The 17274-nt window shown below is 37.6% G+C and carries 18 protein-coding genes; 11 read left to right on the top strand and 7 right to left on the bottom strand.

Translation table 11 applies throughout. From position 1 onward, the window contains the following. Positions 1-31 precede the first annotated feature (31 nt). Positions 32-1177: an N-acetylglucosamine-6-phosphate deacetylase gene (gene nagA / locus JZO85_RS01150; protein ID WP_207106661.1), complete on the top strand. Its 1146-nt coding sequence runs from the start codon at positions 32-34 to the stop codon at positions 1175-1177. Between the two features lie 102 nt (positions 1178-1279). Beyond that, on the top strand, positions 1280-1798 hold the full coding sequence (locus JZO85_RS01145) for a nucleotidyltransferase domain-containing protein (RefSeq protein WP_207106660.1): 519 nt from the start codon (positions 1280-1282) through the stop codon (positions 1796-1798). A gap of 33 nt (positions 1799-1831) precedes the next feature. On the opposite strand, the gene JZO85_RS01140 is transcribed toward JZO85_RS01145, so the two are convergent. Further along, positions 1832-2281 carry a hypothetical protein gene (locus JZO85_RS01140; protein ID WP_207106659.1) on the bottom strand — a complete coding sequence of 150 codons (450 nt, stop codon included), beginning with the start codon at positions 2279-2281 and terminating at the stop codon, positions 1832-1834. Positions 2282-2448: 167 nt separating this feature from the next. Here JZO85_RS01140 and JZO85_RS01135 point away from each other — a divergent pair, with 167 nt between their 5' ends. Beyond that, complete coding sequence (locus JZO85_RS01135; RefSeq protein ID WP_207106658.1) at positions 2449-3150, top strand: ABC transporter ATP-binding protein; 702 nt, start codon at positions 2449-2451, stop codon at positions 3148-3150. Between the two features lie 12 nt (positions 3151-3162). After that, positions 3163-5778: an ABC transporter permease gene (locus JZO85_RS01130; RefSeq protein ID WP_207106657.1), complete on the top strand. Its 2616-nt coding sequence runs from the start codon at positions 3163-3165 to the stop codon at positions 5776-5778. Between the two features lie 20 nt (positions 5779-5798). Here the strand turns inward: JZO85_RS01130 and JZO85_RS01125 are convergent, their stop codons facing one another. Both JZO85_RS01125 and JZO85_RS01120 read right to left on the bottom strand, forming a co-directional pair. Beyond that, the gene (locus tag JZO85_RS01125) at positions 5799-6395 is read right to left on the bottom strand and encodes an FUSC family protein (RefSeq protein ID WP_207106656.1); all 597 of its coding nucleotides are present in this window, start codon (positions 6393-6395) and stop codon (positions 5799-5801) included. A gap of 100 nt (positions 6396-6495) precedes the next feature. After that, complete coding sequence (locus JZO85_RS01120; protein ID WP_207106655.1) at positions 6496-7452, bottom strand: Gfo/Idh/MocA family protein; 957 nt, start codon at positions 7450-7452, stop codon at positions 6496-6498. A 184-nt stretch (positions 7453-7636) separates the two neighbouring features. On the opposite strand from JZO85_RS01120, the gene JZO85_RS01115 reads away from it, so the two are divergent. From JZO85_RS01115 to JZO85_RS01095, 5 genes are all read left to right on the top strand, one after another. Beyond that, complete coding sequence (locus JZO85_RS01115) at positions 7637-8170, top strand: hypothetical protein (RefSeq protein ID WP_207106654.1); 534 nt, start codon at positions 7637-7639, stop codon at positions 8168-8170. A 52-nt stretch (positions 8171-8222) separates the two neighbouring features. Next, positions 8223-8972 (top strand): M15 family metallopeptidase, encoded by a 750-nt coding sequence (locus JZO85_RS01110; protein WP_242550145.1) that lies wholly within the window; start codon positions 8223-8225, stop codon positions 8970-8972. A 9-nt stretch (positions 8973-8981) separates the two neighbouring features. Then, on the top strand, positions 8982-9596 hold the full coding sequence (locus JZO85_RS01105) for a glycoside hydrolase family 73 protein (protein WP_207106652.1): 615 nt from the start codon (positions 8982-8984) through the stop codon (positions 9594-9596). Positions 9597-9635: 39 nt separating this feature from the next. Then, positions 9636-10322 (top strand): beta/alpha barrel domain-containing protein, encoded by a 687-nt coding sequence (locus JZO85_RS01100; RefSeq protein ID WP_207106651.1) that lies wholly within the window; start codon positions 9636-9638, stop codon positions 10320-10322. Between the two features lie 95 nt (positions 10323-10417). Then, on the top strand, positions 10418-11182 hold the full coding sequence (locus JZO85_RS01095) for a C39 family peptidase (RefSeq protein ID WP_347401773.1): 765 nt from the start codon (positions 10418-10420) through the stop codon (positions 11180-11182). A 36-nt stretch (positions 11183-11218) separates the two neighbouring features. On the opposite strand, the gene JZO85_RS01090 is transcribed toward JZO85_RS01095, so the two are convergent. Next, entirely contained in the window at positions 11219-11950 is a 732-nt protein-coding gene (locus tag JZO85_RS01090; RefSeq protein ID WP_207106650.1) for an HAD family hydrolase, read from the bottom strand. Positions 11951-12163: 213 nt separating this feature from the next. Here JZO85_RS01090 and JZO85_RS01085 point away from each other — a divergent pair, with 213 nt between their 5' ends. Beyond that, positions 12164-12655 carry a pyridoxamine 5'-phosphate oxidase family protein gene (locus JZO85_RS01085; protein WP_207106649.1) on the top strand — a complete coding sequence of 164 codons (492 nt, stop codon included), beginning with the start codon at positions 12164-12166 and terminating at the stop codon, positions 12653-12655. A gap of 43 nt (positions 12656-12698) precedes the next feature. Here the strand turns inward: JZO85_RS01085 and JZO85_RS01080 are convergent, their stop codons facing one another. Genes JZO85_RS01080 through JZO85_RS01070 form a run of 3 tightly spaced genes read right to left on the bottom strand, consistent with a single transcriptional unit; the run spans position 12699 to position 15064 of the window. Next, positions 12699-13361 (bottom strand): DUF2238 domain-containing protein, encoded by a 663-nt coding sequence (locus JZO85_RS01080; RefSeq protein ID WP_207106648.1) that lies wholly within the window; start codon positions 13359-13361, stop codon positions 12699-12701. Further along, positions 13351-13860 carry a nucleoside 2-deoxyribosyltransferase gene (locus JZO85_RS01075; protein ID WP_207106647.1) on the bottom strand — a complete coding sequence of 170 codons (510 nt, stop codon included), beginning with the start codon at positions 13858-13860 and terminating at the stop codon, positions 13351-13353. The genes JZO85_RS01080 and JZO85_RS01075 overlap by 11 nt, the downstream gene beginning before the upstream one ends. After that, positions 13847-15064: a GNAT family N-acetyltransferase gene (locus JZO85_RS01070; RefSeq protein WP_207106646.1), complete on the bottom strand. Its 1218-nt coding sequence runs from the start codon at positions 15062-15064 to the stop codon at positions 13847-13849. Before JZO85_RS01070 ends, JZO85_RS01075 begins: the two co-directional genes overlap by 14 nt. A 345-nt stretch (positions 15065-15409) precedes the next feature. Here JZO85_RS01070 and lepA point away from each other — a divergent pair, with 345 nt between their 5' ends. Continuing rightward, on the top strand, positions 15410-17248 hold the full coding sequence (lepA, locus tag JZO85_RS01065) for a translation elongation factor 4 (protein WP_207106645.1): 1839 nt from the start codon (positions 15410-15412) through the stop codon (positions 17246-17248). The last annotated feature ends 26 nt before the right edge of the window (positions 17249-17274 follow it).

Genomic DNA, 17274 nt, shown 5'->3' with positions numbered 1-17274 from the left:
AAAGTACTAAGACAAAAAGGGAGAGCTCACAATGAAAACATTTATTTATGCTGACAAATTCTTTTTAAACTCTGGTGTTAAAGGTGCAGGTTATTTAGATGTCACTGCTGGCATTTTTGGAACATATACGAAAGAAAAACCAGAAGGAGCAGAAATAATCGACCAATCTGGAAAATGGATTGCTCCTGGTTTAGTTGATACTCACATACATGGCTATAAGAATCACGATGTAATGGACAATGATGCTGAAGGAATCAAAGTTATGTCTGAAGGTCTGCTGTCATGTGGTGTTACTAGTTTTCTACCCACAACTTTGACATCTTCAAAAGAACATTTGAAAGATGTTGCTGAAACAATCGGTAAGGTTTATCAAGAGGTTGATGGGGCAAAAATTCAAGGGATTTATTTCGAAGGACCATTCTTTACTGAAGAGCATAAAGGTGCACAAAATCCTAGTTATTTTGGTGATCCAGATTTGGATACTTTCCATGAATGGCAAGAAGCATCAGGTGGTTTGATTAAAAAAATTGCTTTGGCTCCTGAACGTAAAGGGGTAAGAGAATTTGTTAAAACTGTGACTGATGAAGGTGTTGTTGTTTCGCTTGGACATTCTAACGCTACAATAGAAGAAGCCCAAGAGGCGGTGGAAGCTGGTGCAAGCGTCTTTGTACATGCTTATAATGGTATGCGCGGATTTAATCATCGTGAACCTGGCATGGTTGGTGCTTTGTTAACTTTACAGCATGTGTTTTCTGAATTGATTTGCGATGGTCATCATGTACATCCACAGGCTGCTGAAGTATTGATGGAAAAAGCGGGTCATGATCATGTTGCGTTGATTACTGATTGCATGATGGCAGGCGGTATGCCAGAAGGAAATTACAATTTAGGCGAATTTCCAGTAGTTGTGAAGGAAGGAACTGCACGACTTGAATCGGGAAACTTGGCTGGAAGTATTTTAAAACTAAAAGAAGCAATCAAAAATGTTGTTGAATGGGAGATTGCAACGCCAGAGCAAGCAATTATGATGGCATCATATGTACCAGCTGTCAGCTGTAATATTGATGATAAATGTGGTATGATCGCTGAAGGCCGCGCAGCTGATTTTATCGTCTTGGATTCTAATATGGATTTAGTTGCCACGTACCTTGATGGTGTTGAACGTTATCACGCTTAATTATTTTAATAAACTCGGTCTAGTTGGCCGAGTTTTTTGTTTTATACTAGTTTATTATGGTTAAATTTTTTTGAAAAATGTATAAAGGAAAGGAGAAAGTACGTGAAGTCAAATTCTGAACACAACTCGATAACAAGTAAAGACAGTTTTCTTAGGATTATTGATTTATTGAACGAGCTCGATATTCGTTATTGGATAGAAGGAGGCTGGGGTATTGACGTTCTCGTCGGAAAACAAACGAGACCTCATCGAGATATCGATATTGATTTTGATGCTGAAGAGGAGCAGTTGCTGCTTAATAAGTTGATCGAAATGGGCTACAAAATAATTACCGATCAACGGCCAACACGTGCAGAACTGTATCATCCTAATTATGGATACATTGATATCCATCCATTTATCATTAGTGATGCAGGTATAATGCAACAAGCAAACCCCGAGGGTGGGTATTATGAACTGGATGCGGAGTGGTTTTCCAAAAGAATATTTGAGGGGCGGCAAATACCTTGTGTTTCTGTGGAAGGGCAAAGAATTTTTCATAGCGGCTATGACCTAAGAGCAGTAGACCATGCTGATTTAAAAGCTTTAAAAAGAGCCTTCCCGCAGGAGTTTGAATGCTAGATGTGACATCTAAAAAATTATCATCGAAAGTAGTTAATCACCGCTATTACTTAAATAAGCTTGTACTTCTTGATGACTGAGTTTTCTTACTTCTGTTTTAGAAAACTCTTCAAAGTGTACTTGGCGATAGAGAGCGTAATGTTTTTTGGCATATTTTTTCTTGTTGTTTGCTAAGTATTCTGTAAAATCATCGTCATTAAGAAAAATCTTATAGGATTTTCGATTTGATTCACTGATGATTTCGTAAATTCCGCAGGGCATGTGGTATAAGTAATCGGCGGCTCGTAGATATAATTGTGCGATTTCTAAACTTTTAAATGGGAAATCAATTCTGCGCAGTTGGCGATTACTATCTTTTTGGATGCAGATACATCTGCCACAAGTACCGCAAATGTACTGGTCATGATTTTCTAAACACTCTCGTTTGCCAAGTAGTGGGGTTGCGCGATCGCTTACTGCGTAGCATTCGATACATACTTTCATAAAGCACCTCCTTATCTCTATTATCATTTCAAAAACTGGTATTTTCAATCACTTAATAGAAAAATCATCGTAATTTTTTTAAGCTGATGACATCTGTCGTTGGCTTTTTTTTAAGCTATGTTAAACTAAAAAGAGCATGAACAGTTTTTGAAAATGGGGGATATGGAATGGCTTATATTGACGTGATCGATGAAAGCAAACATTATAAAATGGGTGAAACGGTCATTAAAGCAAATGAAAAGATTAACTTTTCGATTGAGAAAGGTGAAGTTGCGGTAATCCTTGGACCAAGCGGAGCAGGAAAATCGACTGTGTTAAATATTTTAGGTGGAATGGATAGTTGTGATGAAGGGAAAATAATAGTGGATGGCACAGATATTGCTGCTTTCAATGACAAGGAACTAACTACATATCGGCGCAATGACGTCGGCTTTGTTTTCCAATTTTATAATTTAGTTCCTAACTTAACTGCGAAGGAGAATGTTGAGCTGGCTTCTCAAATTGTCACAGATGCCATGGAACCCGAAGAAGTATTACATTCTGTCGGATTAGGAGAACGGATGGATAATTTTCCTGCCCAATTATCTGGTGGAGAACAGCAGCGGGTTACGATTGCTCGTGCCTTGGCGAAAAGACCAAAGTTGTTATTGTGTGATGAGCCTACAGGTGCTCTGGATTTTGAGACGGGAAAACAGATTTTGAAAATATTGCAAGAGACAGCTAGAAAAAATGGAACAACCGTTGTAATCATCACACATAATTCAGCGATTGCGCCCATGGCTGATCGAGTGATTCGAATCAATGATGCTCGAGTACGTAGTGAAGAGTTGAATGAAAATCCTCAGTCAATTGAAGATATTCAATGGTAAGAGGTGATTAAAATGAGAAAAGCGATGCGACGTTCCAATTGGCGTGAAATTCGGCAATCAAAAACACGTTTTTTTTCAATTCTAGGCATTATTTTTTTGGGTGTCGCTTTTTATGTTGGCTTACGTGCTACAGGACCAGACATGCTGAAGACGGCCGCAAGCTATTACAAAAAGCAGAATTTAGCTGATATGCGTGTTGTTTCTTCCTTAGGAATTTCTGATAAGGACATTGATATTATCAAAGAAATTGAAGGTGTAAAGGCGGAAGGCCGCTATTTTAAAGATATTAATCTTAGTAAAAAAAATCAGATTTTTCGAATATTCAGTTATGACACAAAACAATCAATGAACCGAGCAGTTGTTACGCAAGGACGACTACCTAGAAAACCGAACGAGATTGTTTTGGATGAGTTTGCCAGAAAAAAAGGCTATAAATTGAATCAAAACTTTGAATTTACAGCTGACGATCCTGATAAAGCATTTAACCGACAAAATTTTAAAATTGTCGGTTTTGTTAAAAGTCCGGAGTTTATTGAAAATATCTCTCGTGGGAATACGATGATCGGAAAAGGCTCAATTGATTGCTTCGCTTTTATTCTGCCAGATAATTTCACTCAGGCAGTGTATTCAGAGGCTTTAGTAGAATTTAGAAATTTGAAAAACAGTGAAGCCTATTCAAATCAGTATAAAAGAAAATTAAAGCAAAATAAAATGAAGTTGAAAAATCAATTAAAACAGAAAGCTACTGAGAGCTTGGCAGAAAGAAAAATAGAGCAGCAAGTGTTGCTTGATCAGGAGAAAGAAAAATTTCAGAAGCAAACAGCGCTAAATTTCAGTGGACTTTCCTCAGAACAATTCTCAGAGCTAGCTGTGAGCCATCCTGAAATAGCAAGACAGCTGGAGACTATAGAGAAGCAACAGAAAAAAATCGATTCTCTAGCTGCTCCTCAGTATCATCTTTTTATCAGATCAGAGAACCCAGGCTATAGCGAATATGAGGATAATGCAAAACGAATTTCCTCGTTAGCCTCGGTTTTTCCGTGGATATTCTTTTTGATCGCTGCTTTAGTGACCTTGACCACGATGACTAGAATGGTCGAGGAAAAACGAAATGAACTTGGGACATTTAAGGCTTTAGGCTATCGCAATGGAGAAATTGCTGAAAAGTTTTTACTCTATGCTACATTAGCAGGTGGACTTGGAACATTGCTAGGTCTTGCAGTCGGTTTTTATTTACTGCCAATAATCATCTTTAATGCTTACGGACAGTTGTATAATATAGAAAACGTTGTGACACCGTGGTATTTAAATTATGCTTTAATTGCTTTGGCAGTATCATTAGTGTGTTCTGTGGGTTCGGCTTGGATTGTCTTGCGTTACGACTTACAAACAACACCGGCTATTTTAATGCAGCCCAGAGCGCCTAAAAATGGCAAACGAATCTTTTTAGAACGACTGACTTTTATATGGGGCCGACTTTCTTTTAGTCAAAAAGTTACATTGCGTAATTTATTTCGTTACAAACAACGGATGTTGATGACTGTGATTGGAATCGCTGGCTGCATGTCGATGATTATTACTGGATTTGGTCTGCGCGATTCGATTGGCGAGATTGTTACGCTGCAATTTGACAAGCTCTGGCACTATCAAGGCACAACTGTTTTTAAAGCAGTCCCTTCGGCTAAAGAAGAAGAGACGTACGTAAGTGAATTAAACACTTTTTCGAATTATCAGGATCACTTGTTTGTTTCTATAGAAGCTTTTACCGCCCAAAAAGCAGATGTTTCAAAACAAGAAATTAGTCTTTCTGTACCTAAAGAAATTAACCGGCTGGATACGTTCTTATCATTTAGGAATCGTAAAACGGGGAAAATTTATTCGTTGGATGATAAAGGCGTTATCATAAACGAAAAATTGGCTAAGCTATTTGATTTAAGAAAAGGAAGCAATTTAGAAATCAAATCGGTTTCAGGAAATATGTATTCGGTAAAAGTTGCTTCAATCGCAGAGAACTATGTAGGTCATTTTATTTATATGACACCAACTTATTATCAAAAAATTTTTAATAACCAACCAAAATACAACACCGATCTCTTGCTTTTCAGCAATGAACCGAGTAAGCGTATTGAAGATCAGATGGCAAAGCAACTAATGGAGAATCCAGATATTTCTAATGTAAGCTTTATGTCGAAGTCAAAAAATGCATTGAAGGATACTGTCAAGAGTCTCAATATCATTATGTGGGTGCTAATTGTATCAGCGGGATTATTGGCTTTTATTGTGTTGTACAATTTGACTAATATCAATATTTCAGAACGAATTAGAGAATTATCTACGATTAAGGTACTGGGCTTTTATGATAATGAAGTGATTCGCTATGTTTATCGTGAAAATATTTTGTTAACTTTGATGGGAATTCTCTTGGGCCTATTTCTTGGGAAAATCGAACATAGATACATTTTACAGACGGTTGAGTTAGATATGACGATGTTTTCACCAGATATTCAGCCGCTTAGCTATATTTACGCGAGTATGATCACTTTGTTTTTTACGCTGATTGTCGGTATCATCATGTATTTCCGATTAAAGAAAATAGATATGATTGAAGCATTGAAGGCGAATGATTAAAAGAACAAAAAGGAGCAATCTCATTTTTGATGAGACTGCTCCTTTATTTGTTTACGTACATCGTACAGCATTTTATTTAAATCTGCTTCTTTTTTGCGCAACTCAACTAGATCCTCTTTGATCTGCTTTTCTTTTTCATCTGTCTGAGGAGAAATGACTCCATTCAACGAGATGCCAATGATTGTTCCAATAAACGTATCCAATACTCGATTCAATGCGTAAAGAAAGGATTCGCCTTGTGGAATACTCAAGGCAATCAAAAGCATGGTAGCAATTGCTGAAATAATTCCAGAATTATTATTAAGTCCATCAGAAATTACGATTACTAAAATTACAAATAAAGGCAACACGAATAGTTCTACGAAAAAATCATTTTTGAAAAATGCTTGGACATAGTAAAAAATTAACGCCAGCAACCCGCCTAGCGAGTTTCCTAATACTCGTGAACGGCCAAAGGAAATACTAGTCGTCAAATCCTGCCGCAAAGAAAAGACGGCAGCTAATGCAGCGATTAAAGGTGATCCACGGTCGGTCACATGGAATAATAAAATGCACAGCAGCACGGCCAGTGCAGTTTTCATCGTTCGCATGCCCAGACGAAAACGACCAATTTGCAATTTTTCTCCCTCTTTCTTTTCTTTATATATAATAGTTTAGCGGAAGTTTGACAAAAAAACAAAAGGCATTACTTAAGTAACACCTCTTGTCAAAAATTTTCTATTGTTGGTACCAAATTTTCTGCATTTGATCTAGAATCTCAATCACGTCTTTCGTATAGAAGAGCGATTTATTAGGGAGAGTCCCCTTAATCATTTTCACCATATTTTCGATTTCATAATTCATAGCATTTCCTGTGAAGCCAGATTCAATCAATTCTTTAGTTCCATCATTGAAGAGTAATTCGGCTTTATCTGCTCTAGGATAGTCATCGATGGTTAAATAACCATTTTCAAAAGCGACGATACCTTTTTTCGGCATTTTTGCTTGAAAAGTCAGACTAACAGCAGCCAGTTCATTCCTTTGATTTTGTAAAATTGTTACTGATTGCTCATCGACTCCAGTTGCAAAAGGAACCATTGTTGAAGCAACAACATCTGGTTGCTCAGACAAGAACCAGCGAGCAAAAGACACTGCGTAGGTTCCGATATCAAGCAAAGCTCCTCCGGCCAGATCAGGATTAAAGAAACGGTTTGTTGGATCAGGATCTTTATAACTACCAAAGGGGGCTTGGATCATTTTCAACTTTCCTAGTCGACCGCTATCCATTAAAGCATGGAGTTCTTGGTATAAAGGCATATTAAAAATCGTCATAGCTTCAGCTACTACTAATTGTTTTTGTTCAGCTAGTTCGATGACTTCCTGCAACTCTGATAAATTCATGGTGATTGCTTTTTCGCACAGAACATGTTTGCCGGCTTGTAACGCTAGCATGATATGTTCATGATGCTGGCGATTTGGGACAGCGATATATATAATTGAAACATCATCATCAGCCAATAACTCATCGTAGCTGCCATATGCCTTTGGTAGATTATATAGTTTCGCAAAATCCTCCGCCTTTTGTTGGCTGCGTGAAGCACAGGCGGTTAAATTGCTCGTTGTTTGGTCAAAATTTTTCGCAAAATCATGAGCGATTCCCCCCAGCCCAACAATTCCCCATTGTAAGTCTGTCATAACGTTCCTCCTTAATTTGAAGTTCAAACATTTATTTTTCGGCTTAATCAATCACTATGAATAAGAGATCAAGTAGAAGCTTCATTGAAAGTATAGCAGTAAATATTAAAATATTTCAATCGATTTGCCAAAGGACTGTATTTTTTCTAAAAATTCAGTAGAATAAGAGAGGAGGGATTTTTTCGTGAATAAAATATATTTAGATTTAGTAATGAGCGCAATTTTTGAACAATTTCATACAGAACAAGATTTTTATCAAGATTATTTAGGCGTCAATGAAATTCAATGGCAACAGTGGAAGGCCGGTCAAAATAATTTAACTCCTGAAGCCAATCAAAAGATTAAGAATCTATTTAGCGATTATGAATGGATGTTGAGTCAAAAAGTTATTCGTCAAACCTTTTTGTTCCCGGAAAAGCGTCCAACAGCGGTTGCAGAATATCGTGAGATGAAAACGATCGTTGCTCAGAAATGGATCGCCAGCGGCTTAGCTCAAGTTGAGATGATTCCTTTTAAGAATAAAAATGAAGAGGAGAACCACGACTATATCGACCTGCGAGTAACCATTGATTACAATAATTGGGGATATAGTGATATACTAAGTTTTCGTTTGCCGGCCCATATCCAAAATCAAATTGCCAGCGCACATAAAAAGACCGCGCTGCTTGATTGGGTAAACGAAAATCTTACAGAGACATATACGTCATTGGACGATTAATGAGAGGATTTTTAATTTGAAGAAAACTGTAGGACTACTTTCAGTCATTATCATGTTTGGAATGACCGCCTATTCGCTTTTTTATAGTGCACCTGCAGAATCAGATGCGAAGAAAGCAACAGCAACTACCTATTCATTTGAAAATAACAAGACAACTACAAAAAAGAAGAATGCTGTACAAAAGGCGTTGCCTGATTCTAATGCAAAAGATTGGAATCTTGTTTTAGTCGGACCAAAAAATAAAATTGAAAATGAAGTTGCTGAAAGCCAGTTAACTACGCTGTCAGATAACAGCCATCAAGTCGACAGTCGAATAGCCGCAGACTACGAGGCATTTTCGGAAGCAGCAACGAAAGCTGGATTCCCTTTAGTAATCATTTCAGCTTTTCGCTCGGTCGATTCGCAAAAGGAAGTTTTTAATACAAATGTGAATGGATTGGTCAGCGGAAATGGGATGACCGAACAAGATGCGATTTCAAAAACGAAAGAGACTATTACAGAACCTGGATATAGCGAACACCATACTGGACTTGCTGTTGATATCGTGGATCAAGATTGGTATAACACTTATTCGACACAAGTATTGGATGCTTCTTACGGTGGTCAGCCTGGAGCAAACTGGATTGCAGAAAATGCGCCAAAATATGGGTTTATCATTCGCTACCCCAAAGATCGGCAGGATATAACTGGTATAACTTATGAGCCATGGCATATCCGGTACGTTGGTAAGGAAAATGCTGAATATATTACCAAACATGATCTGACGCTTGAAGAGTTTTTGAAACAGTTGTCAGCTAAGTAAGGAGTTACTATGCCTAAAAAAACATATAAAAAACGAAAGGCCAAAATTTCGATCCCGCTTATTTTCGCGGGAATCTTAGTGATTGGGTTAGCTTTCGTTTTTTCTTTACATACATTATCTGATTTTGGAGTTGAAAATGAACAAGGAGAGGAAACACTTTCCCGTCAAGAGTTTATTGACAAACTTGCTCCACACGCGAAGGAGTTGCAACAAGGATACGGCGTTTTACCTAGTATTATTCTCGGACAAGCCATCTTGGAATCTAATTGGGGACAATCACAGCTTGCCAGCCAATATAAAAACCTTTTTGGCATCAAAGCTTCGGGAAATCAGCCTAAAGTCAGCCTCGAGACAAAGGAGTATATGAATGAGCAATGGATTACTATCCAAGGGGAGTTCAAAGTATACAATTCTTGGAATGAATCTTTAGACGATCATACGATGCTTTTTGTCAATGGGACGAATTGGGATCCTAAGCTTTATGCAGGGGTCTTAACGGCTACTGATTATCGCCAGGCAGCACAAGCTCTGCAAACAGCGGGATATGCCACCGACCCTGATTATGCGAACAAAATCATAAGTGTCATTGAAACATATAATTTGGAACAGTACGATCATTCATAGTAAACTCAACATAGGAAGTTGATAGGGAGATGAATTTGAATGGCAGATAATTACGTACCTGAAATTATGACTGAATTGCGACAAGATATTGTTCGTGTACCAAAAGTCATCCAAAACGCAACAGGAATCAGTATTTTTGGTAAAAGGATTCGTTCGATAATTTTTACGACGGATATCGCAATTATTCGAAATACAGATGCAGATGCAGTGATTGCTGTATATCCATTTACTCCGCACCCGGCAATTACTAAAAGTATTATTGAAGCAGCTGACATTCCAGTATTTTCAGGTGTCGCCGGAGGACTAACACACGGATCACGTTCAGCATATATGGGAATGTTTGCAGAATCTCAGGGAAGTCTAGGTGTTGTAGTAAACGGACCAACTCCAGTAGAGACGATCCAGGCTATTTATGATGTGGTTGATGTGCCTGTGATTGCGACAGTTACATCAAAGTACTCGAAGATTGAAGAAAAGCTGGCAGCCGGTGTTGATATAATCAATATAAGTGCTGGAAAAGACACTGTTCAAGCTGTGAAATACTTTAGAGAAGCATATCCAGAACTCCCGATCATTGCTACTGGCGGTCCAGATGAAGAAACGATCGAAGCGACGATTGCTGCAGGGGCTAATGCGATAACCTATACACCGCCTTCAAATGGTGTATTGTTTAGCAAGAAGATGGAAAAATATCGTAAAATGGAATACGATGAGGAGCATCAATAGAAAAGACGCTGAAAACTACTCTGGTTTTCAGCGTCTTTTTAGCTTCATTTAAGTTAGGATTGAGATACTCACCTTAATATAAGCTAGTAAATGAGGTGAAAAAAATCAAACGCTTAGTAAAATGGATACTCACAATTATCATACTTTTTGGTAGCAGTATTATCTTTTTTTCTCAAAATAAACGATTGCACGCAGATAGTAGCGAAGTGAATAAGGAGGAGCAGACAGAAATTTTAACGGTTGATAATGAAAACACGAAAACAAAGCTCATAGATGTTCCGATCGAAAATCAAAATTCAGGGATAATCCCTTTAGAAAATGGCTGTGAAATCACCGCGCTATCAATGTTGCTAAATTATTATGATTATGGAACCAATAAAAATGATTTAGCGGAATTGTTGAACTATGTACCTGTTTATGAAAATGAAGCGGAAGAAATTCGAGGGAATCCTCACGAAGGATTTGTTGGAAATATTTACACGGGCTATGAGGCAATGGGCGTAGCTGTGGAACCAATTGCCGAGGTTGCAGAAAAAATAGTTTCAAAAAAGCAAAGTGTTGTTGCTAGCAGCAACACTGAATTTACTGATTTAGAAACTTTAATTCAAAAGGGGACTCCCGTCTGGGTTATTACAACAGTAGACTTTAAAATTCCAACGGCCAAAGATTTTAGGACATGGGAAACAACTAGCGGTGAAGTAACTGTTTCACCACTTTGCCATTCAGTCGTCATTGTTGGAGTAGACGATCAAAATGTTTATGTAAATGATCCCTATGGTTATAAAAATCGAATCGTTGATAAAGAAGATTTCGAAAACGTTTTTGATAAAATGGGAAGACAATCACTTTATTTAAAATAAGTTAAAAAAGGCACGGGAGTTACTCCGTGCCGCTATTTATGCAAAAATATGTTGGAAAGTTGGTAATAATTGATCGAAAGAAGTTAATTCAATATCGTGAATTTGTGATGTTCCTTTTGGTAATTGCCGATTACGATGGTTCAACCAAAGTGATTGCCAGCCAGCTCGTTTTGAACCGATTACATCGTTATTAAAGTTGTCACCAACGTATAAAGAACACTCAGGATTTAGATCAAACTGTTTTTTACCAAGGTCAAAAATCTCAACATCAGGTTTTTCATAACCTGTTGCTTGTGAAATAATAATATTGTCTTCGTTGACCCAATTCAATAACCCCAATTGTAAAATTTTTTTGTATTGGTGATCGGTTGGTCCGTTTGTGATGATGCTGATGGGCACTTTTTTGTCTTTTAAAAAATCTAGTGTTTTTTCAACTTCTTGGTGCATAGTGATAGCATCTAGTTCATCCTCATAAACATCTTGGAACATTAATGCCTCATTATCGGTGATGTGGGGATAATCCAAATCCTTCAAAGATTGGCTGATCCGATGGGATCGCATGAATTCTAATGTCCATTCTTGTGTAATGACCTTGTTAAAGTTTGCATCACTATGAACACGGAAACGAGTATAAAGCGGAAGCATATCTTCTTCACTTACTAAAGGAAATAAATTTTGAACAGCCTTGCGAAATGGTTCTTGTTGATCGTAAATAGTATCATCGATATCAAATACGACAGTTTCAATCAAAATAGACACGCCTTTCATTTTCAGCAAATTTTCAAATAATTACAGTAGCTATTTTAGTACAAAAAATCACACAAAAAAAGAGGTAAATCCTTGATTAGAAAAGGTTTTTACTACTAAAAAAGACAAACCGCAGTCTATCAATTTTCAGTTTTTTTAACTAAAAAAAGATTTCTTTTTGATTTCTAATCTATTATGATTAGAAGAAAGGATTGGAAGGATGGGGGAAGAAGAATGCGCAGAAAAAAAAGACAAGTAACGGATTTAGATTTAATCAAAAACTTTGTGAAAAAGACACAAGTTGTACGAATTGCATTAAATGGTGAGGAGTATCCTTATGTTGTACCAGTAAATTTTGGTTATGAATGGGCTGAGGAGAAACTAATACTTTTTGTTCATGGGGCAAATGATGGAAAAAAAGTATCGATGCTCCAAGAAAATCCTAAGGTTGCCATTGAGATGGATGGAAATCATAAATTAATAGAAGGCACGATGAATGCAGCCACTTATTCCTATGCATATCAAAGTTTAATTGGGTTTGGAAAAGCCGAATTAGTAGATGAGTTAGAGGAGAAGCGACGAGCTTTGCATCTTTTGATGGCACATGCAGCTGAAGACGCTCAATTTGACGAAATACCTGAAGGAATGTTAAAACGAACTGGTATTATCAAAATAACTTTAGCTTCGTATACAATGAAAGAAAACCTTCACCCAGAAAACAAATAAAAAAGATTCAAAACCGATAAAAATTTCGGTTTTGAATCTTTTTTTATTTGTTACTTTTCTTTAGTCGATACTCCTCAAAATAGGCAGCATTGCCGTGACTTTGAATTTTGGCATAAATTCCCATCACTATCGCGCCGATTGTATTGGTTAAAAGATCTCCCATCGTATCCATCAAAGCAGCCCGTCCTACTAATAACTTGCCTGCTGACGTAGCATATCTTTGAAGGTTCATATCGGCAGCTGAATCGCAGAGAAACTCCCAAAATTCCCAGAAGACACCACACACACCAGCAAATGCAAAACCAAAAAGTAGAAACAGCCATGGTGATGATTTACTGATATCTGCCTCTTTCATAAAGAAGCCAATCAAGCCATAACCTAATGCAGTTAGGACCATTGGGCTAACAGTATGCAAAATTTTGTCCCAAAAAGAAATAATCGAGATCATGTGCAAGGAAGTTCCTAAAAAGACGGAGATAATTAAAAAGAACCAATAAAAATAAATCACTTTTTCGGGTAAAATGATCTTGAACAATTTTTCAATTAGTTCTGGTAAAAATATCAACATAATACCAGCTAAACATTCGATTACAAAAATTATCCCTTGTTTTGTTGAATATTTGCCAATCGAAAATTCAAAAATATTATAGACCAGGCAAAGGGCCCCAAACACCAACAACGCAATCCGATATTTTTTATAAGTCACGGAAATCACTACCTTCTAAAAAAGATTTGATTTTTTGCAAAAGAGCCTCTTCATTACTGACGATAGTACCATTCAATTTGATCAGACCAACTGTATACAAATTAAGATAATGAAATTGATTTTCTGCAGGCGTCTGAAGTGCATCGATCTTTTGCTGATTATCTGCACCTTGTTGACGGGAATCGGTGTACAGAGCAATGATAGGAATTCCTTTTGCATAAGCGACACCGATTTCTGATGCAACACCTGCATCAATTGTCAGACCATCTAATAGAGCGATCATCAAATCACTCTTTAAAACTTCCTCGGTATCCGCAAGAGCAATCATCTTACTGTCAGCGTAGGCAGTTTTATCATTGATGCCTTCATTTTCCTGTGGTAGGTAAATTGTCAGGTCTGCATCAAGTTCACGGATTTTTTTTACTAAATATTGATTATAAAATAAGTCACTTTGTGCAAATAACGGTGCGGCAAAATAAATATGTTTAGAAGTAGTCACTAAAATAAGCCTCCATATCTGGTATTGTTGTTTCTAATAATTCAATTGCTTTTTTGTCAGCATCCAGCCGTTCGATACGAGCAAGATAAGCAGGACGACGGTAATTCATCAACATACAGGTCAATGTTTGAATGTTCAGTCGGATTCTTTTGCCATTAGGTTGATCGCTAATCTTCAATTTGCCAGTATCATCCCAATTAAGTGCGAATAGTCCATTATTCCACTCAGCAATAGGATCATCGACTTCAAAATAAAAGGGTTCTACAGATTTTTCAAAGGGATACTCTAATAGGAACTCTTTCACATCAACAATTCGTGCCATAAAAAAAGGAGCAATGGTTTCTGTGATCTCGCTGTCATCAAGTAAGAAGGAGAGTGGTTCGTTTTTGAAAATATCTCCTTTGACCCAATATACCATTGAGAAGTGAGCACTAATAAAATTCCATAAACCGTTTCGTGCTTCTTGATTTAAATAAAACATTTCCTTAATATGAAAAATTTCATCTGAGATCCAGTAAAAAAGCACGCCTGTCGGCTTCTTGTTGACATCATAGTAAATGGCTGCGATTCGCTCTTCCTCGTTTTCGAAACGCCAGTATTCTTCCCAGTTCAATTCTTTGCGAATCATTGCTCCATGATTATTTAAAGCAAATTCGTGATACACTTGGTAAACATCAGGATCATCGACTTCCTTACGTTCAACAATGCCTGGAAGATCAACTTGCTTAGGCAATTGTGTATCCTTGATTTTGAAGCTGAGCTTATCCGACATAATTTCCCAGCCTTTGCGACGATAATATGGGATGTTGTAAGGGTACAAGTAGGAAATCCATTGACGGTCTTCACGCATTTGGATCAAGGCCTTCTCAATCAAGTCCTTCATTAGTCCATGGTTGGCATATTCAGGATAAGTCCCAACCCCAGTTACACCCCCCATTTGAAAAAGCTTCCCGTGAATATTTACTTCACAAGGGTAAATGGCAATCTGAGAAATCAAATTTTCATCGTGGAACCAACCAAAAACCTTAGATTGCTCCAGCACAGGTTGCTTCGCTCGAACCATTTCCCGCTTACTTTCGTATCCGCTGTTTTCGATATCACTTTCTGTTACTTGAAAAACATAGCTGAGCAATTCGTCATATTGCGCTAAATGTTCCTCACCAACTGGCTTCAAGACTAATTGTTTCTTAAAGTCACTGTCCATTCTTTCATCTCCTGATTCTTGCTGTGAAATTATTGATCTTAGAAAAAATAAATCGGATTCTATTCTAATGGGCATTCGACAAAATATATTCTTATAAGACTACTCTTCATTTAAGAAAGTTTTTTTGGAAATGCACTTAATCATCAATACGCCCCCGTTTTACAAACGTGCTTGAGCAAGAGTAAAGTTGGCGGATTGAGCCCCGATTTTAGTTTACATCTTAAGTATAGCAAAAGCAGGATTATATTTCTCTTACCGACTTTGGGAAATAGGGGAAAAGACTTTTTTTCTATTAGAAACGTTGGTATAATTGACAGTGCTGATTAAAAGAAATGAGGAACTTTGATGAATATAGAAGAAATGAAGAAACGCCAAGGGATGATTCGAAATTTTTCGATCATTGCACATATCGATCACGGAAAATCTACGCTAGCTGACCGGATCTTAGAACAGACAAATACTGTAAGTTCCCGTGAAATGCAGGAACAGTTACTAGATTCAATGGATCTTGAACGTGAACGTGGAATTACAATTAAGCTAAATGCGGTAGAACTGCATTATACAGCCAATGATGGTCAAACTTATATTTTTCATTTGATTGACACACCAGGACATGTCGACTTTACTTATGAAGTTTCACGAAGCTTAGCTGCCTGTGAAGGTGCAGTATTAGTCGTTGATGCAGCTCAAGGAATAGAAGCGCAAACATTAGCAAATGTCTATTTAGCTTTAGATAACGATTTAGAAATTTTGCCGGTTATCAATAAAATTGATTTGCCAGCTGCTGATCCAGAGCGAGTACGTAAGGAAATTGAAGACGTGATCGGTATTGATGCTGAAGATGCTGTTCTAGCAAGTGCAAAAACGGGTATTGGTATCAGCGAAATCTTAGAACAAATTGTAACAAATGTCCCAGCGCCAAGTGGAAAATTGGAAGCTCCGTTGAAGGCATTGATCTTCGACTCAGTTTATGATAGCTACCGAGGAGTCGTACTGAATGTTCGTATCACTGATGGTATTGTTCGCCCTGGTGACAAGATTCAATTAATGAGTAATGGTAAAACCTTCGATGTGACAGAAGTTGGAGTCTTTTCACCAAAAGCGGTACAGCGAGATTACTTGATGGTGGGGGACGTTGGATATATAACGGCTAGTATAAAGTCTGTCCAAGATACTCGTGTTGGGGATACTGTAACTCTTGCCAATAATCCAGCTGAAGAAGCATTGGCCGGCTATCGTAAAATGAATCCAATGGTGTTCTGTGGATTGTATCCAATTGATACTTCTCGTTACAATGATTTGCGTGAAGCATTGGAAAAATTACAATTAAACGATGCGGCTTTACAGTTTGAACCGGAAACTTCTCAAGCTTTAGGCTTTGGTTTCCGTTGCGGATTTTTAGGGCTCCTGCACATGGATGTTGTGCAAGAACGTTTAGAACGTGAGTTCAATTTGGAGTTAATCACAACGGCACCGTCAGTTATCTATCATGTGAACTTAACTGATGGAACGCAATTAATTGTTGATAATCCGTCTGATTTCCCTGATCCATCAAAAATTCAGAACGTTGAAGAACCGTTTGTAAAAGCCAATATTATGGTTCCAAATGATTACGTTGGTGCCGTAATGGAGCTCTCACAACGCAAACGTGGTGAATTCATCACGATGGACTACTTAGATGATTACCGTGTGAATGTTGTTTACAATATCCCATTATCAGAAATTGTGTTTGATTTCTTTGATAAACTAAAATCTAGCACAAAGGGTTACGCATCATTGGATTATGAAATGGCTGATTATCGAGAAAGCCGTCTTGTTAAAATGGATATTCTGTTAAATGCTGAAAAAGTCGATGCATTAAGCTTTATTGTTCACCGTGAGTTTGCTCAAGAGCGCGGTCGTGCAATCGTTGATAAATTGAAAACCTTGATTCCGCGTCAACAATTCGAAGTGCCGATCCAGGCAACAATCGGTACTAAAATTGTTGCTCGTACTGATATCAAAGCTTTACGTAAAAATGTGTTGGCAAAATGTTACGGCGGGGATGTTTCTCGTAAGCGTAAGTTGCTGGAGAAACAAAAAGAAGGTAAGAAACGAATGAAACAAATTGGTTCAGTAGAGGTACCTCAAGAAGCCTTCATGGCTGTGTTGAAAATGGACGAGGACGAACCTAAGAAGAAATAGGCACGAATTATGCTTATTGTTTTGAG

Source organism: Candidatus Enterococcus murrayae, assembly GCF_017315985.1.
GTDB classification, from domain to species: Bacteria; Bacillota; Bacilli; order Lactobacillales; family Enterococcaceae; genus Enterococcus_A; species Enterococcus_A murrayae.
Note: the sequence above shows the minus strand (reverse complement) of the source record. Positions and strands in the feature narration are given on the sequence as shown.

Excerpts from the sequence above, each read along its gene's own strand:
- JZO85_RS01130 (WP_207106657.1), top strand. The coding sequence starts at position 3,163 with ATGAGAAAAGCGATGCGACGTTCCAATTGGCGTGAAATTCGGCAATCA.
- JZO85_RS01120 (WP_207106655.1), bottom strand. The coding sequence starts at position 7,452 with ATGACAGACTTACAATGGGGAATTGTTGGGCTGGGGGGAATCGCTCAT.
- JZO85_RS01070 (WP_207106646.1), bottom strand. The coding sequence starts at position 15,064 with ATGGACAGTGACTTTAAGAAACAATTAGTCTTGAAGCCAGTTGGTGAG.
- JZO85_RS01135 (WP_207106658.1), top strand. The coding sequence starts at position 2,449 with ATGGCTTATATTGACGTGATCGATGAAAGCAAACATTATAAAATGGGT.
- JZO85_RS01090 (WP_207106650.1), bottom strand. The coding sequence starts at position 11,950 with ATGAAAGGCGTGTCTATTTTGATTGAAACTGTCGTATTTGATATCGAT.
- lepA (WP_207106645.1), top strand. The coding sequence starts at position 15,410 with ATGAATATAGAAGAAATGAAGAAACGCCAAGGGATGATTCGAAATTTT.
- JZO85_RS01085 (WP_207106649.1), top strand. The coding sequence starts at position 12,164 with ATGCGCAGAAAAAAAAGACAAGTAACGGATTTAGATTTAATCAAAAAC.
- nagA (WP_207106661.1), top strand. The coding sequence starts at position 32 with ATGAAAACATTTATTTATGCTGACAAATTCTTTTTAAACTCTGGTGTT.
- JZO85_RS01100 (WP_207106651.1), top strand. The coding sequence starts at position 9,636 with ATGGCAGATAATTACGTACCTGAAATTATGACTGAATTGCGACAAGAT.
- JZO85_RS01110 (WP_242550145.1), top strand. The coding sequence starts at position 8,223 with ATGTTTGGAATGACCGCCTATTCGCTTTTTTATAGTGCACCTGCAGAA.
- JZO85_RS01105 (WP_207106652.1), top strand. The coding sequence starts at position 8,982 with ATGCCTAAAAAAACATATAAAAAACGAAAGGCCAAAATTTCGATCCCG.
- JZO85_RS01140 (WP_207106659.1), bottom strand. The coding sequence starts at position 2,281 with ATGAAAGTATGTATCGAATGCTACGCAGTAAGCGATCGCGCAACCCCA.